This is a genomic window from Marinobacter sp. MMG032 (assembly GCF_040112695.1).
GTDB lineage: Bacteria > Pseudomonadota > Gammaproteobacteria > Pseudomonadales > Oleiphilaceae > Marinobacter > Marinobacter salsuginis.
Window position 1 is genome coordinate 2,054,804 of record NZ_CP157802.1, and the last position, 25,807, is coordinate 2,080,610.

At 60.1% G+C, this 25,807-nt stretch carries 22 protein-coding genes; 11 read left to right on the forward strand and 11 right to left on the reverse strand.

Annotation, left to right across the window (positions count from 1 at the left end; translation table 11 throughout):
• Positions 1–7: 7 nt before the first annotated feature.
• The 4 genes from ABNF92_RS09545 to ABNF92_RS09560 all read left to right on the forward strand — a co-directional run bounded on the left by ABNF92_RS09545 (position 8) and on the right by ABNF92_RS09560 (position 6,741).
• Positions 8–2,584 (forward strand): PEP/pyruvate-binding domain-containing protein, encoded by a 2,577-nt coding sequence (locus tag ABNF92_RS09545; RefSeq protein WP_349344007.1) that lies wholly within the window; start codon positions 8–10, stop codon positions 2,582–2,584.
• Positions 2,585–2,647: 63 nt separating this feature from the next.
• A complete protein-coding gene (locus ABNF92_RS09550) occupies positions 2,648–3,919 on the forward strand; it encodes a HAMP domain-containing sensor histidine kinase (RefSeq protein ID WP_349344008.1) in 1,272 nt (423 codons plus the stop codon).
• Complete coding sequence (locus ABNF92_RS09555) at positions 3,916–4,446, forward strand: response regulator (protein WP_349344009.1); 531 nt, start codon at positions 3,916–3,918, stop codon at positions 4,444–4,446. The genes ABNF92_RS09550 and ABNF92_RS09555 overlap by 4 nt, the downstream gene beginning before the upstream one ends.
• A 162-nt stretch (positions 4,447–4,608) precedes the next feature.
• Entirely contained in the window at positions 4,609–6,741 is a 2,133-nt protein-coding gene (locus tag ABNF92_RS09560) for an EAL domain-containing protein (RefSeq protein WP_349344010.1), read from the forward strand.
• Positions 6,742–6,752: 11 nt separating this feature from the next.
• Here ABNF92_RS09560 and ABNF92_RS09565 read toward each other — a convergent pair whose 3' ends face one another.
• The 8 genes from ABNF92_RS09565 to ABNF92_RS09600 form a co-directional block, all read right to left on the reverse strand.
• Positions 6,753–7,412: an energy-coupling factor ABC transporter permease gene (locus tag ABNF92_RS09565; protein WP_069182635.1), complete on the reverse strand. Its 660-nt coding sequence runs from the start codon at positions 7,410–7,412 to the stop codon at positions 6,753–6,755.
• Positions 7,413–7,493: 81 nt separating this feature from the next.
• Entirely contained in the window at positions 7,494–9,227 is a 1,734-nt protein-coding gene (sulP, locus tag ABNF92_RS09570; RefSeq protein ID WP_349344011.1) for a sulfate permease, read from the reverse strand.
• Positions 9,228–9,235: 8 nt separating this feature from the next.
• The gene (locus ABNF92_RS09575; protein ID WP_349344012.1) at positions 9,236–10,102 is read right to left on the reverse strand and encodes an MBL fold metallo-hydrolase; all 867 of its coding nucleotides are present in this window, start codon (positions 10,100–10,102) and stop codon (positions 9,236–9,238) included.
• An 82-nt stretch (positions 10,103–10,184) separates the two neighbouring features.
• Positions 10,185–11,699, reverse strand: a complete 1,515-nt coding sequence (locus ABNF92_RS09580) for a diguanylate cyclase (protein WP_349344013.1) — start codon at positions 11,697–11,699, stop codon at positions 10,185–10,187.
• A gap of 94 nt (positions 11,700–11,793) precedes the next feature.
• Positions 11,794–12,414: a tetratricopeptide repeat protein gene (locus ABNF92_RS09585; RefSeq protein ID WP_349344014.1), complete on the reverse strand. Its 621-nt coding sequence runs from the start codon at positions 12,412–12,414 to the stop codon at positions 11,794–11,796.
• Positions 12,411–13,193: an SDR family oxidoreductase gene (locus tag ABNF92_RS09590; RefSeq protein ID WP_349344015.1), complete on the reverse strand. Its 783-nt coding sequence runs from the start codon at positions 13,191–13,193 to the stop codon at positions 12,411–12,413. Before ABNF92_RS09590 ends, ABNF92_RS09585 begins: the two co-directional genes overlap by 4 nt.
• On the reverse strand, positions 13,180–15,366 hold the full coding sequence (locus tag ABNF92_RS09595; protein WP_349344016.1) for an AMP-binding protein: 2,187 nt from the start codon (positions 15,364–15,366) through the stop codon (positions 13,180–13,182). The genes ABNF92_RS09590 and ABNF92_RS09595 overlap by 14 nt, the downstream gene beginning before the upstream one ends.
• On the reverse strand, positions 15,350–16,060 hold the full coding sequence (locus tag ABNF92_RS09600) for a thermostable hemolysin (RefSeq protein ID WP_349344017.1): 711 nt from the start codon (positions 16,058–16,060) through the stop codon (positions 15,350–15,352). The genes ABNF92_RS09595 and ABNF92_RS09600 overlap by 17 nt, the downstream gene beginning before the upstream one ends.
• Positions 16,061–16,198: 138 nt before the next feature.
• Between ABNF92_RS09600 and ABNF92_RS09605 the strand changes: the two genes are divergently transcribed.
• From ABNF92_RS09605 to ABNF92_RS09625, 5 genes are all read left to right on the forward strand, one after another.
• Positions 16,199–16,885 carry a response regulator transcription factor gene (locus tag ABNF92_RS09605; protein ID WP_209399245.1) on the forward strand — a complete coding sequence of 229 codons (687 nt, stop codon included), beginning with the start codon at positions 16,199–16,201 and terminating at the stop codon, positions 16,883–16,885.
• On the forward strand, positions 16,876–18,297 hold the full coding sequence (locus ABNF92_RS09610; protein ID WP_349344018.1) for an ATP-binding protein: 1,422 nt from the start codon (positions 16,876–16,878) through the stop codon (positions 18,295–18,297). The genes ABNF92_RS09605 and ABNF92_RS09610 overlap by 10 nt, the downstream gene beginning before the upstream one ends.
• A gap of 93 nt (positions 18,298–18,390) precedes the next feature.
• The gene (locus tag ABNF92_RS09615; protein WP_136630666.1) at positions 18,391–19,158 is read left to right on the forward strand and encodes a glycosyltransferase family 2 protein; all 768 of its coding nucleotides are present in this window, start codon (positions 18,391–18,393) and stop codon (positions 19,156–19,158) included.
• Between the two features lies 1 nt (position 19,159).
• On the forward strand, positions 19,160–19,828 hold the full coding sequence (locus ABNF92_RS09620; protein WP_349344019.1) for a VTT domain-containing protein: 669 nt from the start codon (positions 19,160–19,162) through the stop codon (positions 19,826–19,828).
• A 9-nt stretch (positions 19,829–19,837) separates the two neighbouring features.
• Positions 19,838–21,586: a glycosyltransferase family 39 protein gene (locus tag ABNF92_RS09625; RefSeq protein WP_349344020.1), complete on the forward strand. Its 1,749-nt coding sequence runs from the start codon at positions 19,838–19,840 to the stop codon at positions 21,584–21,586.
• Here ABNF92_RS09625 and ABNF92_RS09630 read toward each other — a convergent pair.
• Together ABNF92_RS09630 and ABNF92_RS09635 are read right to left on the reverse strand one after the other, a co-directional pair.
• Positions 21,583–22,995 carry a HAMP domain-containing sensor histidine kinase gene (locus ABNF92_RS09630; protein ID WP_349344021.1) on the reverse strand — a complete coding sequence of 471 codons (1,413 nt, stop codon included), beginning with the start codon at positions 22,993–22,995 and terminating at the stop codon, positions 21,583–21,585. The two genes, ABNF92_RS09625 and ABNF92_RS09630, sit on opposite strands and share 4 nt — an antisense overlap.
• Complete coding sequence (locus tag ABNF92_RS09635) at positions 22,992–23,717, reverse strand: response regulator (protein ID WP_349344022.1); 726 nt, start codon at positions 23,715–23,717, stop codon at positions 22,992–22,994. Before ABNF92_RS09635 ends, ABNF92_RS09630 begins: the two co-directional genes overlap by 4 nt.
• A 218-nt stretch (positions 23,718–23,935) precedes the next feature.
• Between ABNF92_RS09635 and ABNF92_RS09640 the strand changes: the two genes are divergently transcribed.
• Positions 23,936–24,289: a hypothetical protein gene (locus ABNF92_RS09640; RefSeq protein WP_069182618.1), complete on the forward strand. Its 354-nt coding sequence runs from the start codon at positions 23,936–23,938 to the stop codon at positions 24,287–24,289.
• Between the two features lie 63 nt (positions 24,290–24,352).
• Positions 24,353–24,877: a cytochrome b gene (locus tag ABNF92_RS09645; RefSeq protein ID WP_069182617.1), complete on the forward strand. Its 525-nt coding sequence runs from the start codon at positions 24,353–24,355 to the stop codon at positions 24,875–24,877.
• A 30-nt stretch (positions 24,878–24,907) separates the two neighbouring features.
• On the opposite strand, the gene ABNF92_RS09650 is transcribed toward ABNF92_RS09645, so the two are convergent.
• Positions 24,908–25,756, reverse strand: a complete 849-nt coding sequence (locus ABNF92_RS09650; RefSeq protein WP_349344023.1) for a sulfurtransferase — start codon at positions 25,754–25,756, stop codon at positions 24,908–24,910.
• Positions 25,757–25,807: the final 51 nt, after the last annotated feature.

The window sequence follows — 25,807 nt, forward strand, 5'->3', positions numbered from 1 at the left end:
TCTGTCCATGAGCAACAAAGAACCTCTCCAGCCTGCCGATAAGGTCTCCACCGGCCTGGCCGGGCTGGATGAGGTTCTCGATCGTTTGCGAATCGGCGATAACGTGGTCTGGCGGGTCTCCGACCTTGAAGATTATCGCCGGTTCGTACTGCCCTTTCTGAACGCCGCCGCGGATGCCGGAAGGCAGATCATTTATCTGCGCTTTGGCGAGCACCCTCCCATAATCGAAGAGCACGACGCGGTTCGGACCATCAAGATCGACGCGCTCGGAGGCTTCGAGAGCTTTACCAGCCGGGTCTGGCATTTGATCGAGCAGCATGGCCGGGGCGCATTTTACGTGTGCGACAGCCTCAGCGAACTGCTCAATGCCTGGGCCACAGATGCCATGGTGGGCAACTTCTTCCGGGTAATCTGCCCGTTCCTGTTTGAACTGGATACCGTTGCCTGGTTTGCCCTGCACCCGGACCGGCACTCCCGAATGACTCTGGACCGCATTCGCGAAACCACCCAGGTAATGATCGACGTCCATCGCCATGGCGACAACGTCCAGATTCACCCCATCAAGGCGTGGCGCCGGCAATCGCCCACCATGTTCCTGCCTCACCGCGAGGAAAATGGTCGTTTCCAGCCAATCACCGACAGCAGCGATGCAACCCGGTTGCAGGCCAGCCTGGAACGGGAGCACCTGCACCGCCAGCCTCTGCTCGACTACTGGGACCGCCTGTTTCAGGACGCAAGCCGGGCGCTGTCTGAACAGGACGAAAACGGCATTGCCGAGTTACAGACCCAGGTTCTGCAAGTGCTGATCAGCCGCGATCCGCAAATTCTGGAGCTGGCCAGACGTTATCTGTCGCTGGAAGACCTGCTCGGGATTCGAAGCCGTCTGGTCGGCAGTGGCTCCATCGGGGGCAAGGCAACCGGCATGCTGATCGCGCGAGATATTTTGCAGAAGGAAGAACCGGCGCTGTGGCAACACTACCTGGAGCCTCACGATTCAAGTTACCTCGGCACCGATGCCTACTACGCATTCCTGGTGCACAACGGCTTGTGGTCGGCAATCATGCGCCAGCGTTCGGAAGCCGGTTACCTGGCAGAGGCGCCGGCATTGCAGGAGGCTATTCTTGCTGGCCAGTTTCCCGATGAGATCAGGCCCGAGCTGGAACGGCTCCTGGATCATTACGGCCAGTATCCGATTCTGGTGCGTTCATCGAGCCTGCAAGAAGATGGTTTCGGTAACGCCTTCGCCGGCAAGTACGAGAGCGTGTTCCTGGTCAACCAGGGCTCACCGGAAGATCGTCTGGCCTCTCTGGAAGATGCCATCCGACAGGTGTATGCATCGTCCATGAGTGAAGACGCTCTGCATTACCGCAAGCAGCGAGGCCTGGATCAGCGGGAAGAGCCCATGGCGCTGCTGATCCAACGGGTAAACGGCCGTTTCCACGGCCGCTACTATCTCCCCGATGCAGCCGGCGTTGGCGTCTCCCGCAACACCTTTGCCTGGGACAGCAACATGGACCCGAAAGCGGGCATGGTTCGGCTGGTGATGGGCTTGGGAACCCGGGCGGTGGACCGCATCGAAGGCGACCATGCCTGTGTCATGGCACTGGACCATCCCCTGCGCCAACCTTTTCGCAACCAGGATGAGTCCTACCGGTTCTCCCAACATCTGGTGGACCTTCTAGACCTGCAGGACGGCGCACTCGATACCCGGCCACTCAGCCAGGTGCTGGAAAGCGCCGTGGAGCTGCCCATGTCACACCTGGCGGAAGTGGACCGGGAGGCCACCAACCGGGCCGAACGAATAGGCCTGCAAGGCCCGGTCTGGCGCCTGACATTCCGGCCGCTGGTACAGCAGGGCGCCTTTATCAAAAGACTTTCCTGCCTGCTGAAAACCCTGGAAGCAGGTTACCGGCACCCGGTCGATGTGGAATTCACGCTGCATCTCGATCAAGATGGCGATCCGTCGTTCAATCTGGTTCAGTGCCGCCCCCTGGCTACCGTGGGGGAAACCGGACCGGTCAACCTGCCAGACAACATTCCCGGGAAGAATCTGCTTTTCCGCACCGAGGGGCACTTCATGGGAGGCAACATCAACCTGACCCTGAACAGGGTCATCCGCGTGGATGCAGGCATTTACAGCCAGCTCTCAACCAGCGAACGCTTCGAGGTAGCCCGCCTTGTTGGCGAGCAGGTTCGGTCAACACATGCTCCGACCCTGCTGATCGGGCCCGGGCGCTGGGGCACGTCCAGCCCAGAACTGGGCGTTCCCGTGCGCTTCTCGGACATTGCCGGGGTAGCCGCTCTGGTGGAAGTATCGGAGAACGCCGGGCACATGGTGCCAGACCTTTCCTATGGCTCGCATTTTTTCCAGGATCTGGTCGAGACAGGCATTGCCTTTGCTGCTCTGTTCCCGGAGGCCGATCAGTGCCGGTACTCTCCGGACATTCTTGGCGAATCTCCCGAAATTGGAACACGCTCCACAGCACCAGCCGCTGCCGTGAGGGTTTATGATGTCGGCAACCGACCGCTGCAGTTGCGAGGTGATGTTGTGCGTCAGCAGCTGGCCTGTTTCTTCGCCGATTGACGCCAGGCAATCTGGGATGCGATTTCCCGCCGCTCTGGCGGCACTGCTGATAGAATCCGATGCATGGAATGGCTAACCCACTCACAGACCGGTTTTCAACAGACTGCCCGCTATCTGCTGGGCATGCGTTTGACTATTGTTGCGCTGCAGCTGATTTCTATTGCCGTGGCGGAAACCATGGTAACCTTGGCACATCGGGCCGAAGCGGTTATCCTGCCTCTTGCCTATAGCGTTCTGGCGACCCTGGCCTGGCTCTGGTTCACCCGGCGCCCGCCGCGCTCGACCAAGGCCGTCAGCCTGGCGCTGATCGTCGATTTGCTTCTGATCGGAGCCTGGCTTTACCTGACTGGGGGCTACACCAACCCTCTGGTTTCCCTGTTACTGCTGCCCATCGCCGTTGCCATTGTGCTGGTGCCTCTGGGCCAGAGTATTGCCGTCACCGTCGCAGGGGTGGCGGTCTACACCGGCCTGGTGATCTGGCATACCCCGATAACCCACGAACATCACAGTGCCAACCTCGCCCAACTGCATCTTGTTGGCATGTGGGTCACCTTCGCCACCACTGCCGCTATCCTGCTCCTGGTTGTCGGCGCGCTGGCCCGACGTTTGCGCCAGCAACAGGCCCAGCTTGCCCAGATACGGGAGACTCGGCTTCGGGATGAACAGATCATCGCCCTGGGGCTGTCCGCCGCTGCCGTCGCCCATCGTCTGGGCACACCACTGAACACCATGACCCTGCTGGTGGAGGAAATGAAATCGGCAGTTGCCGGCAACGACCCCTTGGCGGACGACCTTACCCTGATGGAAACGCAACTGGGGCTGTGCAGCGGCCACCTGCAACAGCTGTCCACCGCCGCCATGCAGGCCAAAACCGCACAACTGGAGACCCTGAGCGCCCGGGACTGGGTTGCCCGACTCCGGGAATCTGCGACTCTGCTATGGCCGGGTGCAGCCATTCAATGGCGACAGCCGGTGCCGGACTGCCCGGTGGCCGTGGACGCCACCCTCGATCAGGCCGTGCTCAATGTGTTGGCCAACGCGGTGACAGCCAGCCCGTCCTGGGTCGCCGTGTCCGCCCGGGAAAGTGCCGACGGCCTGATGGAACTGGTTGTCGAGGACCACGGCGACGGTCTGGAATCCACCCCGGAAGGTACGCTCGGGGAGAGGGTGGTCAGTTCAGAGAACGGGCTGGGAGTTGGCCTTTTCCTCTCCAACGCTACCATCCAGCGTCTTGGCGGTAACCTGAAAGCCCGCGGCAGCGCCGAAGGCACCACCGTCATCATTGAGCTGCCAATAGCGTCAGCGACCAACAGCCCATGGGGAGAACAGGCGTGAGCAAACAACAGGCTTGGCTACTGATTGATGACGACGACGCTTTTTTGCAAGTGCTTCAGCGTTCACTTGCCCGCCAGGGTATTGAGGCCCAGCTTGCCCACGGGCACCAGGAGGCGAAAACTCTCCTGTCGGAAGGACATTTCCATCGGTGCGTTCTTGATCTGAACCTGGCAGGCGAAAGCGGGCTCCAGCTTCTGCCAGAGCTCCTGGATATGCATCCGGATCTGGAAATACTGGTGCTCACCGGCTACGGCAGCATCGCCACAGCGGTCGAGGCCATGCGCCGGGGCGCGGTAAACTACCTCTGCAAGCCGGTCACGGTCAGCCAGCTGCTGGCCGGGTTCGAGCCGATCGATGCACCACCCGATCTCCGGGCGGAGCCGCCTTCAGTCGAGGAAATGGAGTGGGAGCATATCCAGCGGGTTCTCAACGAGAACGAGGGCAACGTCTCTGCCACGGCCCGGGCTCTGAACATGCACCGCCGCACCCTGCAACGCAAACTCCAGAAACACTCGCGCTGGCGCTGACCGATAGGTAATTGGCGCAAAACTGACATCTATCAACTCATCCAGACCATTTACCCATGGCTTTTCAGGTCTATTCCGGTAGCATGCCCTGACACTTACGACAGGTCTCACAGGGAGGGGAGTTCGTAAATTGACACGCCGGAGCACACATTACTTACTCTCATGCCCAGATCCCCCACCACGATTGCACCGCCCGCAGACATCGACCCCAATCGCCTGGCAATGATTGCGTCGGTCACACCCAATTTTCTGGTGATGCTGGATGATGCCGGTCGCATTGAATGGGTAAACCCCAGTTTTGAGGAGCACACGGGGTATCAGCTTGAGGAGGTGCGCGGACGTCTGCCAAAGGAAGTGCTGTACGGGCCGGACACAGACCCTGACACCATCAAACGCATCAACCAGAAGCTGCACAAGGCCGAGGTCATTGAGGAAGACATCCTCCATTACACCCGGGCCGGCGAACCTTACTGGGTGCATACCTATTGCGTTCCAATCGGCAACGAACAGGGCGTCGCACCCGGCTTTATCGCCATTCAGAACAATATCTCGGACCGGAAGCACGGCGAACGGGGCCTGCGCATCGCGGCCAGCGTGTTCGATCGCAGCCACGAAGCCATCCTGATCACCGACCAGTCCAATCGGATCCTGGATGTGAATCCCGCGTTTTCACGGATCACCGGCTACAGCCGGCAGGAAGTTCTGGGACTGAACCCGGCGATCCTCAGCTCTGGCCGCCACTCCGGTGAGTACTACCGCTCCATGTGGCGCACCATCGAGAAAACCGACCACTGGCGGGGCGAAATCTGGAACCGGCGGAAAAACGGTGAAGAGTATGTTGAACTGCTTTCCATCAGCCGTGTCCATCTGGAGGAGCCGGGGCAGTATTACCACGTGGCAGCGTTCTCTGATATCACGGCGCTCAAGAACCATGCGCGTGAGCTGGACCGGGCAGCCAACTACGACGACCTGACCGGCCTGCCCAACCGCCAGTTGCTGGAAGAGCGCCTGCGCACGGCCCGTAATCACGCCGACCGGCAACATCGCACTGTGTCCGTGTGCTATCTGGACCTGGATGGCTTCAAGGCTATCAATGACAAATGGGGCCATCTGGCGGGCGACCAGGCCCTCAGAACCCTCGCCGAGCGACTGACCCGTGCTCTGAGGAGCGGCGACACCGTGGCTCGCATCGGTGGCGACGAATTCGTCCTCCTGCTGCAGGGGGACGACAACCACGATGCGGTGTACCAGCGGATCCTGGCCACTGTAGGCGACCCCGTCGCCGTGGGCGATCAAACCGTCACCCTCACAGCCAGTCTTGGCATCACCCGCTACCCGGAAGACGGATCAGAGGCGGAAGGCCTTATTCGTCACGCCGACCAGGCCATGTATTCCGCCAAGGAAAAAGGCCGCAACCAGTATCACTTTTTCGATCCCGGGCTGGACGAACATCGCCGGAACCGACGCAACCAGTTGATGGAACTCACACGTGCTCTGGAAAACGAGGAGTTCGAACTGTTTTTCCAGCCCCAGATCCGCGTGACCGATTGCCAGCTGTTCGGTTTCGAGGCGCTGATCCGCTGGAATCATCCCCAGAAAGGGCTTGTCTCACCGGGCGAGTTTCTGCCGATTGTGGAGAACAGTCATCTGGAAGTACCACTGGGACAGTGGGTACTGAAAGAAGCGATTCACCAGATGAACACCTGGAAAGAGGCTGGCGAGGATCTGGCGGTCAGCATCAACATCAGCGCTCAACACCTGATGGACCGCTCCTTTGCCGACTATCTTGAGAGTTATCTGCACAGCCATCCCGAGATAGCGCCCGGCCAGATCACCCTGGAGGTGCTGGAATCAACCGCCCTGGAGGATACCCAACGGGCCAGCAATGTTCTGGCGCATTGCCAGAGCCTTGGCCTTCAGGTGGCGCTGGACGATTTTGGCACCGGCTTCTCATCGCTGACCTATTTGCGCACCCTGCCGGTGGACATTATCAAGATCGACCAGAGTTTTGTTCGGAACATGCTTGAGGATGCCAGCGACCATGCCATTGTGGAGAGCGTGATCTTCCTGGCCCAGCGGTTCGCCCACCCGGTTCTGGCCGAGGGCGTGGAAACCATGGAGCATGCCCGGGCACTGCGCCGGATGGGCTGCAATTTCGTTCAGGGTTACGGCATTGCCCGCCCCATGCCTTCCGGTGAAGTGCTGGGCTGGACCCGTCACTGGCGGGCACAGGCAGAGTCCGGCAAGAGCGGTGACATGCTCAATCCCGTTGTGGCCCGGGGCGAGGGTCGCTAGGGCGGATCACCCTAGCGATACCGTCTCTGGTCCAGCGTGGTCAGCCGGTCGGGATGAAACACCATCAGGCCGGTTACAAAGGTGCCGTTCACAAATCCCTCAGGAATCATGAACAGTGGCAGGTAACGGATGTACTCGTGCACCAGTTCATCAAACGTGTAGACGCCGCTGGTCCACAGCATCAGGCACATGACCGTGCCGGCCGCCGCTACAGAAATGCCCGCACCGAAGAACCCGCAGAAGAAGATGTAGGCGAAGAAGTTCCGAAAATCCCGTCGGCGCTCCCACAGCATGATGCCGTGGCTGACAATGGCAGGCACCATCACCGTGATCAGCCCGTTGGCGGCAAACATGATCAGAGGCTCGCGACCGGTGATCACCGTGATCACCAGTGCCATAAGGCCCGCCAGCACTGCCAGGGCCCACCCCAGCATCAGCGTGATCACCGTGATACCAAAAACGTGGATGGCGAGGCCGGGTGAAATGCCGGCCCGCAACTGCCAGACAAAACCCAGCACCACGGCAGCACCGAAGAACGAGTGCTGGAGTGCGTTGTCCTTGCGAAAGGCCTGCCAGTCAATCGAGCGCAGCGCCCGGACCAGAATCACCAGAAAGAGCAGAAGCGTGATGATCCACTGGCTGGTGGATAGCAGGTTTTCAGTCATGCCCATAGTGAACTTACCGCAGCAACGGGGTCGGGAATGACATCATAGCGGCTCGCCCCACCCCCGGTGCAAGCGAGCCCAGATTGATCAGGCGACCTGTTTTTCGAGTTTGCCGAGGTCGGTCAGGCGCTGCCAGGCTTCATAAGTACTCAGGAAAACCTCGCCACCCAGATGGGAAAGCAGTTCCGTCCCTTTCAACTTGTCCATTACCGGGCCTTTCACTTCCGCCAGATGCAATCTGACCCCTGCATCTTTCATACGCTCGTTGATGGCCTCCAGACTTTCGAGCGCAGAGGCATCCACCAGGTTCACTGCCGGACACACCAGCACCAGGTCCTTGAGCTCTGGCTCCCGGATCATCAGATCCATCACGGTTTCCTCGAGAAACCGGGCATTGGCAAAGTACAGGCTCTCATCTACACGGAGGAAGGTCACCTTCGGGCACAGTTCAACATCGTGACGAAGCACATTGCGGAAATGCTCGGTACCGGGCACACGGCCAACAACCGCACTGTGGGGCCGACTGGTTCGATACAGGAACAGCCCGATGGACAGCGCCACCCCGGCGATAATACCGGCCTCGACACTGTGCACCAGGGTCAGCACGATGGTTGCGAGCATGGCTCCAAAGTCGGTGCGGGAATAGCGCCAGGTTCGACCCAGGGCCGGAAGATCAATCAGTGTGGCTACCGCAACAATAATGGTGGCGGCGAGCGTCGCCTGGGGCAGATAGGCGATGGCCGGTGTCAGGAACAGCGTCGCCATGGCTATACCGACGGCGGCGTAGGCGCCAGCGGCCGGGGTCTCGGCCCCGGCATCAAAGTTGACGACGGAACGGGAGAAACCACCGGTAACCGGCATACCCCCGGAAAAGCCGGCGCCCAGGTTGGCGGTCCCCAGGCCGATCAGCTCCTGGTCAGGATCGATGCGCTGGCGCCGTTTGGCCGCCAAAGTCTGACCCACGGACACCGACTCCACGAAACCGACAACGCTGATCAGCAAGGCGCTGACCGACAGTTGCTGCCACAAGCCCATATCCAGGCTCGGCATGGTGAACTCCGGGAGCCCCTGGGGTACATTCCCGACCAGTCGCACACCCTGGCCATCAAGCTGGAATTGCCAGGCCACCAGGGTGGTCACCAGAACCGCCAGAATGGGCGCGGTTTTGGTCAGAATGTCGGCCATTCTCGGTGCCAGGCCCATCGCCATAAGAAGTGGCTTCAAGCGTTTGCGGGCCAGCACCAGAAACAACAGCGCCCCGGCGCCAACAGACAGGGTGGCCAGGTTGGTATCGCCAATGGACTGGAAAAGTGACTGACCGATTTCCAACAGGTTATGGCCGGAGGCCTGAATTCCGAATATATGCTTCAACTGGCTGGCCGCAATCACAATGCCAGAGGCCGTGATAAAGCCGGAAATCACAGGGTGACTCAGAAAATTGGCCAGGAACCCGAGCCGAAGCACCCCCATCAGCGTCAGCATCAGCCCCGACATAACGGCCAGCAGAACGGCACCGGCCACGTATTCCGGAGTTCCTGCCTCGGCCAGCGGTGCCAGGGCCGCCGCCGTCATCAGCGAGGCCACGGCCACAGGCCCGACGGACAAGGTCCGACTGGTGCCGAAGACGGCGTAAATCACCAGGGGCAGGATACTGGCGTACAGCCCCACCTGGGCGGGCAACCCGGCCAGCAGAGCATAGGCCAGCGACTGGGGAATGAGCATGACGGTGACGATGATCGCGGCCACCAGGTCACTGGTGGCCTGATCACGGCCGTATGTTGGCGCCCAGTCCAGAATCGGCAGATAACGTTTAAGATTCATCAGGAATCTCAGAACAGGTTAACCGGTACTTTCAGGTAAACCTGGCCATTGTCCTCGGCCGGCGGCATGTGGCCTGCCCGCATGTTCACCTGAACGGACGGCAGAATCAGCCGTGGCATATCCAGGGTCGCATCCCGCTCGGTGCGCATTTTCACGAACTCTTCCTCGGAGACACCTTCGTGGACGTGAATGTTTGCGGCGCGCTGCTCCGCAACGGTGGTCATGTGCTGGTACTCATCGCGGCCGGGCGCCTTGTAATCGTGGCACAGGAAAATTCGGGTTTCCGCAGGCAGGGACAGCACCTTCTGGATGGACTGGTACAGGGTGCGGGCATCGCCACCGGGGAAATCGCAGCGAGCTGTGCCAAAGTCCGGCATGAACAGGGTGTCCCCGACGAAAGCCGCATCGCCAATCACATAAGTGAGACAGGCAGGGGTATGCCCCGGCGTATGCAGAACGCGTCCTTCCAGACCGCCAATAGCAAAAGTGTCGCCCTCTTTGAACAGCTTGTCGAACTGACTTCCGTCGCGCTGGAATTCGGTACCGGCATTGAACGCCTTGCCGAAAATTTCCTGTACGTCGCGAATGTGCGCACCAATGCCGGTCTTGCCACCCAGCTTCTCATGCAGGTAGGGCGCGGCAGACAGGTGATCCGCGTGGACGTGGGTTTCCAGGATCCACTCGACCTTCAGATCGTTGCTGCGGATGTACTCGATAATCTCATCGGCAGAGCGAACATCGGTGCGACCCGCGGCGTAATCAAAATCCAGGACCGAATCGAGAATGGCGCAGGCCTGGCTGTCCGGGTCACGCACCACGTAACTGAACGTATTGGTGGGTTCATCAAAAAAATGCTGAACGATCGGGTTGCTCATGGCAGTCACCTCTGAATGATCCAAATATCCATTTTAATCTAAGGATATACTATTTGGTAATATGAGGTGAAATGATCTTTTTTTATATGCGGAATGTTCCTGATGCATCAACAAGACAATCCCGCCCTGCCTCCTTGGCCAGGTACAGTCGGTAATCCGCCCCGGCGATAAGAGCATCCGGCGATGCAGGGCGCTCAACGAACTCCTCTATTCCGGCCACACCTGCGCTGACGGTCACCGGTATCTCATCGTCATCAAAGACAAAACGCTCCTCATGCACAGCTTCGAGAATTCGCTGGACGAGCTGTCGTACATCGCCGTGCTCTACAGCGCTGAAGACAACAATGAATTCTTCCCCGCCGAAGCGGGCAACCACATCCATGGAGCGTGTCTGGCTGATCAGAATGTCGGCAAACCGCTGCAGGATATAATCCCCGCCGAGGTGTCCGATGGAGTCGTTAATCTTTTTGAAGTGATCGATGTCGAAGATCGCCAGGGCGAAGCGCTCACCCCGGCGGTTGCTCCGGCCGAGCATTTCATCCAGCCTCGGCATCAGGTAACGGCGATTGTGCAGGCCGGTCAGCGGGTCCCGAATGGACTGGTTCAGCAGCTCTTCTTCCAGGCGGTTGCGCTCCAGGGCACCCGATAACAGGCCGGAAACAATAATCAACAGGTCGGCCTGGTCCAGACGCCAGGTTCTTCGGCGAAGGGAGTCAACGCCGAAAAAGCCCGTTACCCGTCCGCGTACCCGGATAGGCACGCAGAACATCGACGACACCCCCTGCTCCTGAAGCAGTGCCCGCTCGGGAGCAGCTTCCCGGGGCAGTCGGTCGACATCTTCAATAAACACCACCCGGCTGCCACTCACCATCCCCTCGATCTGTTCCTGCCACCAGTGAAAACTGTCGATCGACACCTCCTGCTGTGTGTCGATCAGAGCGGGCACACCGTCCCTGCACCACTCATGGGTATTGGTCATCACGGAATAGTCATCGGAAAAGCAGTACAGGTAGGCCCTGTCTACCTTGAAAAACGTTCCGATGGATCTCAGAAGTTCATCAATACACTGATCAATGGTGCCAAATCCCAGATTGATGAATTCGGTGGAGAGACGGGCAATCAGTCGCTGGAACCCGGCCTGGAAGGAAAACTCCGCCTCACTTTCGCGCAGGCTCTGCTCCAGGTTCTTGTAGTGCTGGATGTTGTGGAATTGGCCGTACCAGAGCGTGCCGCCATCAGGCTGGCGCTCGGGCTCCGCATTAACCTCGAACCACTCGTAACCGCCATGCTCAAGCCTGAGCCGGGCCCGATAGCTCCAGGTATTCAACCTGTCTGCCGAGGCACGGATACTGGCCATAACGGCATCAACATCCTCCGGATGGATCATGGCGAAAATCGCATCCGCGTTATCACTCAGATCTGCGGGATCAATGCCAAAGAGCGACTGCACATGTTCGCTGATAAAAGGACAGCGGTGGGAATCTCCTTCCGAACTCACCCAATATACGAAGAGGACTCCAGGAACCCCTGAGGCCAGCTTCTGAAAAAAACGGGCAGACAAAGCAGTTTGCTGCCCGTTACCGGACCTTGACGCCATGGACAACACGTCCTCCTGACGGACGATTCACCCCTCTCCATTAAAGAGTGTAGCCCACGCTGACAGGAAGCAAACCCGTTCTGAAGAGGACGAATCAGAGCGAGTCCAGGCGGCTCCTGGCTTCTTCCCGCCGACCGGCGTCGGCGACGTCTCGTCCGGCCCTGTCGGGTGCATCGAGGACTTTCTGCAGATAACTCCGGGCGCGTTCCGGCTCGCCCTGGTCCAGCAGGAAATCGCCAAAGAAGAAATTGGCATCCATGCCATCAGGATTGATGGCCAATGCTTTCTGCAGATACTGCCGGGCCTTATCATCATCACCAAAGCCCAGGGGCCAGCCAGGGACCTGGTAATAAAGGCTGCCAAGAGAGGTGTAGGCTGAACCATCCAGCGCGTCCGGATCAATCTCAAGGGCCGCTTCCAATGATTTACGGGCCTCCTTCACCAGCCCCAGGGCCCCCAGGCCACCTTTGGCACCGGCGTAGGTGCTGAGCACAATACCCTGCCATATCAACGGCTCTGCCTGGCCCGGATAATGGGCGACGAACTGTTCTGCCTCATCAGCCAAACCCTCAAAGGCTTTCTCTTTCTCGTCCGCCGGTACCTGATACTGAATCTCCGCCCAGCGATGCTGGATACCTGCCAGTTCGGTCTCCAGAGCCGCCGCCCAGAGTGGCTGGGCCGCCAGGCACAGAATCACCAATAGCACTCGTTTCATGACAACACTCCCGGATTCAGAAACCGCCGGATGACCGGCAATTGCTTCAGCATCGCCTTGTCGACAATTCGCGGCAGGATGCCGTTGATCACCACAAACAGCTTCTCCGGCCAGCCCAGGTAGCGCCGGCGATCGTCATTTTCCATGGCAGCGAGAATCTGCGACGCCACCGCTTCAGGCGCATCCATGGCATTGCCGAGGGCCCGGTTAAGCTCGTTCACTGCCTCCGGATTCATATCCGTGGCGGTGGCGCGGGGTGCCACATAGACGACCTGGACCCGGGTATCGGCCAGTTCCCGGCGCAGTGCTTCGGTGAAGCCCCGCAGACCGAACTTGCTGGCGCAGTAGGCGGTGTAACCGGGGAAACCGATGCTGCCGAAGGTAGAACCCACGAACACCAGCGCTCCCTGGCCCGCTTTTTCAAACCTTGGTGCAAAATGCCGGGCCACAATCATCGCTGACCGGAGATTGACGGCGATCTGTGCATCCAGGTCACTGACAGCCATGTTGCCCAGGCTGGCAAACCGGTTCTGCCCGGCACAGTGGATAACGCCATCAATGTCCGGATAGGCATCGCCCAGGCGATCCAGCTGCTGGTCGAGATCCGGCGCTGCCAGGTCCAGGTGAGCAAGCGAGACACCCTCACGGTGCTCAAGCTTTTCCGGGTGCCGGGAAGCAATAATCACCCGGGCACCGGCCCTGACCAGAGGTTCCACCAGTGCCTTGCCAATACCGCCGGTGCCACCCAGCAGCAGGAACACCCGGTCATGCAGCCTCATGATGCTGCTCCTTGCGAGTCGCAGGCAACGGAATGCTGTGCAGCATATCGCCGTACAGACGGTAGACCATGCGCGCCGCTTCAATGATGGCCTGCTGGTCTTCCGGATCGGTGATGTCGTTCATCAGGTTCCGGAAAAACTCAAAATGCTCCTGGTCCAGGGCTCCGTGAGAGTACAGATAGCTGAAGGCCTCATCCGGCAGCCCGAGCTGCTTCTGAATGGCCTCACCAAGCGGTGTCGCCAGCTCAATCGACGTACCTTCAAGCACCTGAACCATGCCGAAGAACGCCGCCGGGTTGCCGCGGTTGATGCGGTCATAAAGGTAGGCAACCATCAGTTCGATGGAGGTATCCGGGCTGCCATGACGGATGGCTTCCTTGTCTTCTCCGCAGGCCGCAAGATCGTTGAGGATCCACTCGTGGTGGCCGTACTCTTCCTCAATGTACTCCACCAGCGCCTTGCGCACGAATTCCAGACGCTCGGGCAGACGGCCGCCGCAGGCCATCATCAGAGGCACGGTGTGTTTGACGTGGTGATACGCCTGGGTCAGGAACCAGGTATAGCCGGTCAGATCGAACCGACCCTCGCGGATGGCTGCAATAACGGGCGCGCCGGTTACGTGGGCGCGGGCTTGCGCGGTTTCGGACTGCAGTCGATCGAAAAATGCCATGAAAGATCCTCCTGGCGTGTTTGAAAAATCAGGGGTTGAGATGGAAAGGTTCATGAAAACCGGAAATGCGCCGGCCAGCAGGCTCGGCAGGTCGGCCTGAATCTGCTGGCGTACAGGCCGTCCGTTTGCGGTCAGATAACCGTCGGCCTGACTCAGAGGCTGACGGCGGATATAGACACCGGACAAACGGGCGTAGTCGGGCAAGGTGTCGTTCAGGGATTCCAGCTGGGAACGCAACGCGTCCGGTGAGCGGCCATCCTGCGCCACCACGAGGGCGGAAGGCCGGGGGTCGCCATCACCGAACACCACCGCCTGGCGCGCGCCGATTGCCTGGATCAGCTCACTTTCCAGCCATTCGGGGCTGATGTTGCGGCCGAAGCTGGTGATAAGAAGATTCTTCGCGCGACCACTGACCGACAGGAAACCGTCGGCATCCCGGGCACCCAGATCACCGGTATCCAGCCATTCATCGCCTGCCGGTTCATCCCCCAGGTAGCCAAGATGGGTATTGCCCGCCACCAGAATGTGGCCGCGCTCTTCCACCTTTACCTGAACATGGGAGAGTGGTTTGCCCACCGACCCTTCGCGTTCGGTCCCTGGCACGTTCAATGCCACCACGGAACTGCACTCGGACAGCCCGTAACCCTCGTATAGGGGCAGGCCGGCACCGCGGCCACGGGCAAGCAGGTCAGAGGAAACCCGTCCGCCGCCAACCGCCAGAAACCGGAACGAATCGCTTTTAAGATGCTTCTGTTCGGCCGCAGACACCAGCGCCATGGCAAGTTCTGGAACCAGGATCAGCGAGTGTGGCTGGTGTCTGTTGATGCCCTGCACCAGCCGCCCGAATTCCAGGCCACTGCTGCCGGTCATGCCCAGATCCTGCAAGGGAGCGACCATCACCGTGCTGCCCATCAGCAGGGGCAGATAAACACCGGCAATGTTCTCCAGCAGTGTGGCCAACGGCAGGATGCACAGGTGCTTCTCAAGCTCGACCCCATCCAGCCGCTCCTTCAATGCCAGCGTGGTGGCCGTCATCTGGGCTACCGACAGGCAAACGCCCTTGGGGTTGCCGGTGCTGCCAGAGGTGAAGGTGATCTTTGCAGTCTGCTCCGGCATCCAGACCCCGGCAGCAGACACAGGCAGATGCTTTAACCAGACGCCATGGCCGATGTGTTCGCCGCCATCGATTCTGTCCGCAGACAGCAGGCAATCAAGGTCAGCACGTTCAGTCAGATGCTGAGTCTGTGTTCTGGAGAAAAAAACCGGCACCGGCACACACACCACATCGGCCAGCAGGCACGCCAGATCCGCAAGAATCCAGGCCACGGAATTGTCGCCACACAAACCGGCCCGGCGGACACCCAACCGTGTCAGCTGATCGGCCAGGGCAGCGGCCGCCTGCATCATCTGGGCATAGCTGAACGCTGAATCGGGCCCCTGAAGCGCGATCCCTGAGGGTTGCTTATCGGCCTGGCGTTGCAGAAGTTCAGGCAATGTGGCCATAGGAGCCTCCTGCCATCGCTTCGTTCCCGGCGGCTTCGGACTCAACGGGCTGAATCAGCCTGAGCAGACCAGCACTCCGGAGGGCTGACATGCCATCAGCTACCCGGATGGCCATCACCACCGGATGATGGTCGTAATAACGCCCCCAGCCGGCGCCCCCATCGGGCAACCGGGCAGGATCCGCCGTCGCCAGAACCTCGGTGTCAATGCCCAGGCGGTGAAAACTGTTGCGCAGCTGGTCTGTGCCGGTACACACCACCCAGTCATAACCGGCTCCATCCAGCCACACCGACAGCGAGGCAAACAGAAAACGGCTGACGCCGGCTTCAACGCCGGCCAGATGGGCAATCTCGGCAATCCGATGGCGTTCGACACCCGCAACCCGCATCATCGATTCCACCGGCACCGACAGATAGTCTTCCAGAAACAGCTTTTCCAACGCAGCGTTTCGAACACCGACCGCTGCCAGAAGTGTGCCCTGGGCCGTGGTCAGGGCCAGGAGCGCAGGTATGCGCAAAGAAGGTTCAGCGCCATAGGCATGCAGGAAGCGGCGGCGAATAAAACCCGCAACCGTCTCGGCCATGGCCGTGTCAGGACGGATCTCGTTAAACCAGCGACCGGCACAACGGATGACCGGAACCACCTCCCCGGAATCCGGGGGACAACACGTGGACATCATCAGCGGGTCTGTCATAAAAGGCCTCCCTTTGGGTACGCCTTCCAGACTAGAGCGCCAGCCTTAACCCAGGCTTAAGAGCCGCCAGAAGTTTTCTTAAGCTGGCCTTAAGATTTCTGTGCCAGAATGATCACCAAAGCGGTAACAGGACCTGCCATGCGGATATTGCTTGTAGAAGACGACCATCACCTGGCCAATACCATGCTGGGGATGTTGCGTGACGGACAGAACACGGTGGACTGGCTCGACGACGGCCAGCAGGCATTGGGCGCGCTCACCAGCGAACACTTTGATCTGGCGATCCTTGATCTGACCCTGCCCCGTGTAGATGGCCTGGACATTCTGAAGACAGCCCGGAAACAGGGTGTGCAAACGCCGGTAATCATCCTGACTGCAAGGGCCGGCCTGGATGAAAAGCTGACCGGTCTGGATGCCGGTGCCGATGACTACCTCACCAAGCCCTTCGCCATGGCGGAACTCAAGGCCCGAATCCGGGCGGTCACCCGTCGGGGCTCGTCCGTGCCGCAGAATGGTCTGACGGTGGGCCAGCTGGTTCTCAACCCTGATTCCGGGCAACTGACGTACGGCGACGAGACCACCACACTGCCCCGCAGTGAATTCCAGATTCTTCACTACCTGATGCGACACCCAGACCAGGTCGCCACGCGACGACGGCTGGAGGAGCAACTTTACGGCTGGGATCACGGCGCAGAAAGCAACGCCCTGGAGGTGCATATCCACCACCTGCGCCGCCGGGTTGGCAAGGAGACCATCCGGACCATACGCGGCGTGGGCTACCTGCTCGACAGCCAGGCTGCCGCCAGGGTGACCGAATGTCCCTGACCCGCACCCTGACGCTGCTGGTTACCTCCACCGTTCTGCTGATTGCGCTTGTAGCCGCAGCCTGGAGCTACATCGAAAGCAACCACGAGCTGGAGGAACTGTTTGACGCCGAACTGGCACAGAGCACGAGGATCGTCCAGGGCCTGGTGCAGCACCTGGCCGACACCCAGTCTGTAGAGCAGCTGCCCAAGACCCTGAGTGAAACCCTGGAGCTGCCCCGAGCCGACACGCCAGGAGTGGATTTCGAAGCCGACAATAATGAAATCCTGCCCGGCGGCACCGGGCACAAGTACGAGAAGAAACTGGCGTTCGAGGTCTGGACCCCCGACCGCGAACCATTGCTGGATACCCTCAAAGCCGACGATACCGAAGGACTGACACCCGGCTATTCCTGGGCAGAATCCAGTGGCTTTCGCTGGCGCGTGTTCACTCTTCAGGACCCGGCAACCGGCTTCTGGATCCGGACAGCACAGCGTGAGGATATTCGGGAGGAGCTCAGCGAGGAACTGGCCCTGGGGAACATCCTGCCCCTGTTGATCGCCCTTCCCCTGCTGCTACTTGCCGCCAGCGCCGCTATCCAGTTCGGCTTCAGGCCGCTCCTGAAGCTTGAGCGCCCGATCCGCAACATGGCCCCGGAAAACATCCACCCCCTCGACGACCGCCAGGCGCCGAAGGAAGTCGCCGGCCTGGTGCAGGCAGTGAATGGCTTGCTCAGACGCCTCAACCAGGCCCTGGAACGGGAACGACGGTTCTCTGCCGATGCCGCCCATGAGCTGCGAACGCCACTGACCGCCCTGCGACTGAACCTGGAAAAGGTCTACGAGAAGGATCCGGAACAGTATGGTGACCTGATCCAGTCCGTGGACCGCATGGTGCACCTGGTTGAGCAGATGCTATTGCTCAACCGAGTCGACTCCGGTGCCGATTTCACCCCGGAATACCACAACCTGTCTGCCATCGTGGAACAGAGCATCGCCGATGTGGCACCTCTGGCCCTGAAAAAGCACATCGACCCGGTGCTCCAGGACGATGCCGGTCAGGCTCTGGTTTGCTGTCACAGCGCGCTGATCAACACCCTCATGCGCTCCCTGCTGGCCAACGCCATACAGTACAGCCCTGAACACACCACCATTGAGACACACCTTACGCCTTCCGGCGAGGGTTACCACATCACCGTATGCGACCAGGGGCCGGGCATACCCGCCGAGGCCCGCGAACGGGCACTTAGCCGCTTTGTCCGACTGGACCAGCGCCTCGGTGGCGGCGCGGGTCTCGGGCTGGCCATCGCCCGGCGTATTGCGGAACTCCACGGTGGCCAGCTCACACTTGGCGACCGGTCGGATGGCAACTCCGGCCTGTGCGTCAGCATCTGGCTGCCAGCCCGGGCCCCCTCTCGTCTCAGGCAGGTTTAAGATTGTTTTAAGGTTTGAAGAGGATACTCCGCCCCAAGTGAATAGGGCCGCCAGACGGCCCGGTTGATATTCCGTTTTCGAGGATGTCTCTACATGGGTCAGGAAAGAACACTGTCGCTGGTTATCCCTGCCAAGGATGAAGAAGCCAACATCGCTACCCTGCTAACCGAGGCCTACGGGGTGATGCGTGACTATCACGGCTTCGAGGTGGTGCTGGTGGATGATGGCAGCACCGACAGCACGCTGGACACAGCCGTGAGAACCGCCCGGGCCCTCGGTGGCCGCTTGTTGACCATTCGTCACGAGCGCAGCATCGGCCAGAGCGGTGCCCTGGCATCGGGTATCCGGCAGGCAAGGAGCAGGCTCATCGTTACCATGGATGGCGATGGCCAGAACGATCCGGCCGACATCCCCGCCATGCTCCAGAAAGCCAACACCCTGCGCAACCCGGATTTCTGTATTGCCGGCTATCGCAAGAATCGCAAGGACACCGCCTGGAAACGCTTCCAGTCCCGCCTTGCGAACCGCGTGCGGGATGCGCTGCTTCATGATGGCGTGCCCGATACCGGCTGCGGCCTGAAGCTGTTTCCACGGGAAACCTTCCTCAAACTGCCCTGGTTCGACCACGGCCACCGTTTCATCCCGGCTCTGGTACGGGGAATTGGCGGTGACATTGCCATCGTGGAGGTCAACCACCGCCCACGCACGGCCGGCATCTCCAAATACAACGCCTGGAACCGGACCTGGGCCGGCATTCTGGACCTGCTCGGTGTGCTGTGGTTGCTGCACCGCACCCGCGTTCCTGTCATCAGCAGTGCCGGTCAGGCCGATCCACAGGGGTCGGTGGCGGAGCGCTCCTGACATGATCAACGGTTCCCGCTGGCTGGCCTTCGCCGCCCTTGTGCTGGTTGGCTATCTGACCATCCATAACGGATGGCTCGACTTCATTGCCGACCAGAATGAAGTGGCGAACTATCTCCACAGCCATGGTCTCGGCGGATTGGTGGTGATTACCCTGGCCGGCGCATTGTTTACCGGCCTCGGCGCTCCACGTCAGTTGCTCGCCTTCGTGCTGGGTTTTTCGCTGGGCGGACTCAACGGGACGCTGCTGTCGACCCTGGCCGCCGCCATTGGGGCCACCGGCTGTTTCATGACCGCCCGCTGGCTGCTGCGAACGCCGTTAAGCGTGCGGTTCAGCCACCGGATGCAGCAGTTTGATCGCCTGTTCCGGGAGCAGACCCTGCTGAAAGTTCTCATGGTCCGCTTGCTGCCCGTGGGCAGTAACCTGGTGACCAACCTTGTCGCCGGCTGCTCCGGGATCCGTTTCTCACCGTTTCTCTTTGGCAGCACACTGGGCTACCTGCCCCAGATGCTGGTGTTTGCCCTGGCCGGTGCCGGTATCGGCAATGCCAATGCCTATCAGCTTGCGGTGAGCATCGGCTTTTTCATTCTCGCCTCGCTCATTGCTGCTTTTCTCTATCACAACCAGAGGGCCAGGACGCTGGCCGATTCCGTTTCCGACTCTCTCTGAGACCGAACCATGCCTGCATCCTCCTCCGTTCGTCACCTGCCGGACACCCTGTTCAATCTGTCCCGCAATCAACTCCTGCTGTTACTGCTCGCCATTGCTGCAGTCGTGTTTTTTACCGGGATCGGACTGCGCTCCCCCTGGCCTGCCGACGAACCGCGGTTTGCGGAAGTGGCCCGTGAAATGGTCGCCTCCGGGCAGTGGCTTATCCCCATGCGGGGTGGTGAGTTCTACCCGGACAAACCACCGGTGTTCATGTGGAGTATTGCCTTCTTTTACTGGCTGACCGGCAACCTGAAGATTGCATTCCTTCTCCCCAATGCGCTTTGCAGCCTGCTGACACTGGGACTGGTCTTTGATCTGGGCACCCGCCTGTGGAACCAGCGGACCGGTGCCATTGCCGTCATGTTGCTGATGCTTGCGCCCCAGTTCGTGATCCAGGCCCAGAAAGCCCAGATCGACGCCATGGTCGCCTGCTGGATTGCGGTTGCCTGCTACGGCCTGATCCGACACTTTTTCACCGGGCCTGCCTGGGGCTGGTACTTCGTTGGCTGGGCGTTTATGGGGCTCGGAATCATCACCAAAGGGGTTGGCTTCCTGCCGGCGCTGATGCTCATTCCGATCTTGATCATGAAGCTTCGCGATCGCGCACTGTTCCGTGGCACGCTCACCTGGCGCTGCGCACTGGGCCCGCTGGCCATGCTGGCAGTGGTTGCCGCCTGGCTGATTCCCGTGGTGCTTTACGTTAACAATCTCGGCACCGAAGAGGCCCTGGCCTATCGGAACAATATCCTGTTCAAGCAGACCGGCGAACGCTATGCCGACTCATGGGGCCATATCCAGCCCTGGTACTATTACCTCACCAGCGTAATCCCCTCGCTGTGGTTTCCGCTTCCGCTGTTGCTGCTGGCCTTGATCCGGCCCCTGTCTGAAACCGCCCGGTACCGCCCGATTATTCCGGTGCTTCTGGGCTGGATTGCCCTGGTTATCGTGTTTTTCAGCCTCAGCCCCGGCAAGCGCGGTGTTTACCTGTTGCCCGCATTGCCCATGCTCGCGCTGATTCTCGCCCCGCTTCTCAGTGCCCAGAAGCCAGCACGCTGGTTTCCGCCCATCCTGACGGGTTTACAGTTCCTGCTCGGTGTTGCGTTGATGGCAGTTGGCATCCTGGCCTGGAACGACCACCCCAGGCTGGTTGAAAAAGTGGCCAACTACAGCACCGATCCGGCCAAACTTCATGAGGCAGGGACGTTCATCTTCGTTATCGGGCTGGCCTGGCTGATCAGTCTGTTCGGGTTCTGGCGCTCCCGTGCCCTCGGGCGTCTGTTCCTGGCCATGATGATCACCTGGCTGCTGCTGGGCACCTGGGGCTATCGAATTCTTGAGCCACTTCGAACCCCCCGCAACGTTCTGGCCGCCGCAGAACAGCATATCCCGGCCGGCGGTCAGCTCGGTATGATCGACTTCCGGGAACAGTTCCTGCTGTTTTCAAAGCGCGATTTCACCCATTTCAGTTTCTTCACCGGTCGGGAACAGGAGAACCGCAATGCCTGGTTGTGGATGAAGGAAACACCGGATAGCTACCTGCTCGTGGCCGATCAAATTGAGCTGCCCTGCTTCACGAAAGACGGTGCCATTCCCGTGGGCACGGCTCACCGTGACAACTACCTTTTGCTTTCCGATGAACAAATGAAACCCGGCTGCACGCCGCCGGACAGGATCAAACGCTTTACCACGCCCCGCCCAGGCAGATGGCTCGATTAAAGCGGCAAAGTGACGGACACCTTGAGGCCTTTGCCGTCTGGGCCGGCGTCAAAATGGATGTCGCCGCCCATACCCCGGATCAGCGTGCGGGCGATGGCCAGTCCCAGGCCTGCGCCACCCGTCTCGCGGCTGCGGGACTGTTCCAAACGGTAAAACGGTTCGAAAACCCGCTCCCGTTCCACTTCAGGAATACCCGGACCCTGATCAACAATCGTCACAACCGCTTCGGTGTCCGTTGTTGCCAGGGTTACGTCCGCCTGCTCGCCGTAATTAACCGCGTTCTCAATCAAATTGCGCAGGGCACGTTTGACGGCTTCGGGCTGTCCCTGGAGCACACATCTCGGACTGTCCTGGCAGTGAACCGCCAGCCCCATTTCCTGTAGGTCTCCACACAGGCTGTCCAGCAGGGTGGCCAGATCATAACGGCGGTGCTGTTCGGTGGTGCTGCCCCGGATGAAGTCGAGGGTGGCCTCGGCCAGATGCTGCATCTCCCGGAGGGCATCCAGAAGGCGATCCCTGTCCTCGCCTTCCGGCAGCATTTCCACCCGCAGCCGCATGGAGGTGATGGGTGTCCTGAGATCATGGGCCAGGGCCGCCAGCAGCCTTGCCCGGTCTTCTTGGGCGCGGCCAACCTGATCCTGCATCTGGTTGAAGGCGCGGGTTACCTCACGAACATCCTCTGGCCCCTTTTCAGAAATCCGGACTTTCTCCCCGCGTCCAAACGCGTGGGTTGCCCGGCTCAGCTCATTCATTGGCCTCAGAATTCGACGGACCGCCAGCAACAGGGTCAGCGTAAGCAGCACGGCGGTAATCCCGACGCTGGTGAGTGTGGCCTTTAGCCAGAGCCAGGAAGGCGCTGGTGGCCTCGCTTGGGCGTTGAACCACTGGCCAGAGGACATGGCCAGGGAAACCCCCAGGACCGGGGGGCATTCATGCCGTTCATCCCGATGGTCGTCATCATCACGATGTTCTTCATATTCATGGTGCTCATCATCCTCATCGTCATGCCGCTCACGTTTCCGGTGGTCATCGCGATCGGGCCGGCAGTCATCCTCGTCCGCCTCCATGGCCGTTCGAACCTGCTCAACGGGCAACCCCAGCTCCCCGGCCAGCCGGCGCGTCATGCCGGAGGCCTGGTCCTCGGTCAGATAGGGCTCAGAATCGATGGAAAGCCGCAGGGTCGGGCTGGAGAGTGCCCGCAGGATACGCTCCTGACGTTCCGGATCCGTGGTATCAGCCAGGGTGTAGCCATCAGAAACCCGTTGGAGGACGTGTTCCAGGCCCGCACTGCGCAGCGCACCCTGGCGTTCACCCGCCAGAATAACGATGGTGATAACCTGGGCCACCAGCAGCACCAGAATCAGCAACAGCGCCAGCTGCCCACCGGCGCGCCTTGGCCAGAGTCTCATTGCTCAGCCCCTTCGACCGGTGCGATCCACTGGTAGCCACCGCCCCAGATCGTCTTGATCAGCCTGGGGCTGCGGGCGTCCGGATCGATCTTTCGGCGCAGGCGGCTGACATGATTATCAATGCTTCGATCAAAGGCATCCGCCTCTCTGCCGAGGGTCAGATCCATCAGTTGATCACGGGACAACACGCGGCCGGCGTGTTCAAGGAAGGCGAGCAGAAGCTTGTACTCGGCGGTACTCAACGACACCTCGACACCTTCCGGATCGATGAGTTGATGGCGGTCGACGTCCAGCGTCCAGCCCTCGAACGTGAGGGACTGACCGGCCATGGGGCTACGTTGCGGTGGCAACGCCGTGGTGCGGCGCAGAACCGCTTTTATGCGGGCCAACAACTCCCGAGGGTTAAAGGGTTTGGTGAGGTAATCGTCTGCGCCCATTTCCAGGCCGACGATGCGATCGGTTTCCTCGCTCATGGCAGTGAGCAGTATCACCGGCAATTCGGTGTGCTCGCGAAGGTAACGGCAGAGGGTGAGGCCATCGTCGCCGGGCATCATGATGTCCAGCACAACCAGATCGACGGACTGCTGTCGCAACTGACGCTTCATGGCATCACCGCCATCCGCCAGCAGCACCCGCAGACCATGCTCCTGCAGATAGCGGCCGACCAGATCGCGAATGTCTCGATGGTCATCGACGACCAGAATGGTGGGAGAGTCGCTCACTCGTTACTCCGTTGGATTACCGTCTGCCCCGATTATAGGGGAGTCGAGTTTCCCAATGGGCGCGATCTTGTCAAAAACCGTCGCAAATCCCGGCCTTGCGACAAGTTGCGACAAACTCGATGGGTCACCGAGACAATTCTGCGACGTTTCCTTGGTGCAATAACTCCCGACCAACGATGACATTCCGTCATGGGTTTCACCAACCAAGGAGTTCGACCATGAAGAAAACTACCACCATTGCTGCTCTCTCCATTGCTGCACTGCTCAGCGCCACGCCACTACTTGCGTCTGCCGATGACGACTACGGGCGGGGTGACTGTGACGATCGTTACGAGAATCGCCACCACGGCAAAGCCATGGGTTCCGATCTCAAACAGTACAGCACCGAAGAAATGCGCATCATGGCCTATGGCCAGGCATTGAGACGCTTCGGCCCGGGCGTGGAAGTGTCCGTTGAGGAAACAACCGATGGCACCTACCGGGTTCAGCTGCGAGATGCCGAGCAGAATCTGATCCGGGAGCATGAGTTCAACCAGTACGGCGCCCCGGTTCGCGGCGGACACCGGAGCTGATCACCATCAGCAGGCGCGGGGCCCGGAGGGTGCCCCGCCATCATTTGATCAAGGAGAATCACGATGACATTGATGGACGCTGACGACCGCTATGGTGCCGTTTCCCGGGCTGTGCACTGGATCATGGCGGTTCTGCTGCTGGTCATGCTTGCCAGCGAAGTCTGGTTTGAGGCTTTGGAACATTCCCTCTCCGAGGCGTCGTTGATGGCCTGGCACCAGAGCCTGGGCCTGACCATCTTCGGGCTGGTGATCTTTCGCGGCCTGTGGCGCTGGCTTAACCGCTCACGTCTGTCACCACCGGCACACTGGGCAACCCTGGCCAAACTGGGACACCTGGCGCTTTACGCCCTGATGATTCTGATGCCGCTGTCAGGCCTGGCGACGTCCCTCGGTGAAGGCGATCCGGTTACCTTTTTCGGCTGGACAGTCTTTGGCTACGGTCCGGAAACGGAATGGCTGGAAGAGAGCGGCGAAGACGTGCACGAATTACTGGCCAACGTGTTGTGGGTAATGATTGGCCTACACGTGGCGGCTGCCCTGGCGCACCAGTACCTGCTGGGCGACCGAATCATGAAGCGCATGGCCTGACAGCCCGTAATACAAGAAAACCCTCCTGGCTCAAGCCACCGGCAGCGATTCGTCGCTGCCCCAGTCCGCCCAGGAACCATCGTATAGAGAGAGCTGGTCATACCCGGCCAGCTCCGCCGCCAGCAGAATGATGCAGGCGGTGATGCCGGAGCCGCAGGAAAACACCAGTTGATGCCCGTTTCCAGGCTGAAGATTCGGCGCAAGCTGGTTGAACGTTGTTTTCAGCTCACTGACCGGTTTGAACCGGTAACCATCCAGCACCTCGGTAAACGGCAGGTTGAGAGAGTTCGGTATATGGCCGCCGCGCACACCCGGACGCGGTTCCGGCGCCTGGGCCAGGAACCGCGCCCGGGATCTCGCATCAATTACCGAGACTTGCTCGTCGTCGAGGTGCTGATACACGAACGCGGAATCCCGAACCCGTTCACAGTCCAGACGGCCCGACAAGGAGCCGGAAAAAGCCGCTTCTTGAACCGGAGCCGACACCGTTTCACGCCCCTCCGCCAGCCACAGAGGCAGGCCACCATCCAGCACGAAAACATTGTCCAGGCCCATCGACCGCAGAATCCACCAGGCCCGGGGCGCCGAGTAGATTCCCTGGTTGTCATAGAGCACCACCATGCTTTCGGGCGTTATCCCCAGTCTGCGCACTTCCTGCGTGAACTGGTCTTCGGTTGGAAACGCATGGAGCTGGGACGATTCCTTATTGCAGAGCGTTCCTTCAAGGTCGATCTGTAAACTCCCCGGTATCCAAACCGGATGGTCGTAAACGATCGGCTCCTTGCCAATCACCGTAGCCATACTCGCGTCGATCAAAACCAAACGGTCGTTATCGAGGTTTTCCTGCAGCCAGTCGGTGGTTACAAGTGGGGACGTCATGGTGATGGCCTTGTTGGGAATGTAGTGACTATATAACCAGTAACTGAGGCG

Bases quoted from the DNA above. Each gene is read 5' to 3' on its own strand.
- ABNF92_RS09595 (WP_349344016.1), bottom strand. From the start codon at position 15,366: ATGGCCACATTGCCTGAACTTCTGCAACGCCAGGCCGATAAGCAACCC.
- ABNF92_RS09545 (WP_349344007.1), top strand. From the start codon at position 8: ATGAGCAACAAAGAACCTCTCCAGCCTGCCGATAAGGTCTCCACCGGC.
- ABNF92_RS09650 (WP_349344023.1), bottom strand. From the start codon at position 25,756: ATGACGTCCCCACTTGTAACCACCGACTGGCTGCAGGAAAACCTCGAT.
- ABNF92_RS09580 (WP_349344013.1), bottom strand. From the start codon at position 11,699: ATGGCGTCAAGGTCCGGTAACGGGCAGCAAACTGCTTTGTCTGCCCGT.
- sulP (WP_349344011.1), bottom strand. From the start codon at position 9,227: ATGAATCTTAAACGTTATCTGCCGATTCTGGACTGGGCGCCAACATAC.
- ABNF92_RS09630 (WP_349344021.1), bottom strand. From the start codon at position 22,995: ATGAGACTCTGGCCAAGGCGCGCCGGTGGGCAGCTGGCGCTGTTGCTG.
- ABNF92_RS09560 (WP_349344010.1), top strand. From the start codon at position 4,609: ATGCCCAGATCCCCCACCACGATTGCACCGCCCGCAGACATCGACCCC.
- ABNF92_RS09600 (WP_349344017.1), bottom strand. From the start codon at position 16,060: ATGACAGACCCGCTGATGATGTCCACGTGTTGTCCCCCGGATTCCGGG.
- ABNF92_RS09605 (WP_209399245.1), top strand. From the start codon at position 16,199: ATGCGGATATTGCTTGTAGAAGACGACCATCACCTGGCCAATACCATG.
- ABNF92_RS09575 (WP_349344012.1), bottom strand. From the start codon at position 10,102: ATGAGCAACCCGATCGTTCAGCATTTTTTTGATGAACCCACCAATACG.
- ABNF92_RS09615 (WP_136630666.1), top strand. From the start codon at position 18,391: ATGGGTCAGGAAAGAACACTGTCGCTGGTTATCCCTGCCAAGGATGAA.
- ABNF92_RS09625 (WP_349344020.1), top strand. From the start codon at position 19,838: ATGCCTGCATCCTCCTCCGTTCGTCACCTGCCGGACACCCTGTTCAAT.
- ABNF92_RS09620 (WP_349344019.1), top strand. From the start codon at position 19,160: ATGATCAACGGTTCCCGCTGGCTGGCCTTCGCCGCCCTTGTGCTGGTT.
- ABNF92_RS09550 (WP_349344008.1), top strand. From the start codon at position 2,648: ATGGAATGGCTAACCCACTCACAGACCGGTTTTCAACAGACTGCCCGC.
- ABNF92_RS09585 (WP_349344014.1), bottom strand. From the start codon at position 12,414: ATGAAACGAGTGCTATTGGTGATTCTGTGCCTGGCGGCCCAGCCACTC.
- ABNF92_RS09640 (WP_069182618.1), top strand. From the start codon at position 23,936: ATGAAGAAAACTACCACCATTGCTGCTCTCTCCATTGCTGCACTGCTC.
- ABNF92_RS09610 (WP_349344018.1), top strand. From the start codon at position 16,876: ATGTCCCTGACCCGCACCCTGACGCTGCTGGTTACCTCCACCGTTCTG.
- ABNF92_RS09645 (WP_069182617.1), top strand. From the start codon at position 24,353: ATGACATTGATGGACGCTGACGACCGCTATGGTGCCGTTTCCCGGGCT.
- ABNF92_RS09590 (WP_349344015.1), bottom strand. From the start codon at position 13,193: ATGAGGCTGCATGACCGGGTGTTCCTGCTGCTGGGTGGCACCGGCGGT.
- ABNF92_RS09565 (WP_069182635.1), bottom strand. From the start codon at position 7,412: ATGGGCATGACTGAAAACCTGCTATCCACCAGCCAGTGGATCATCACG.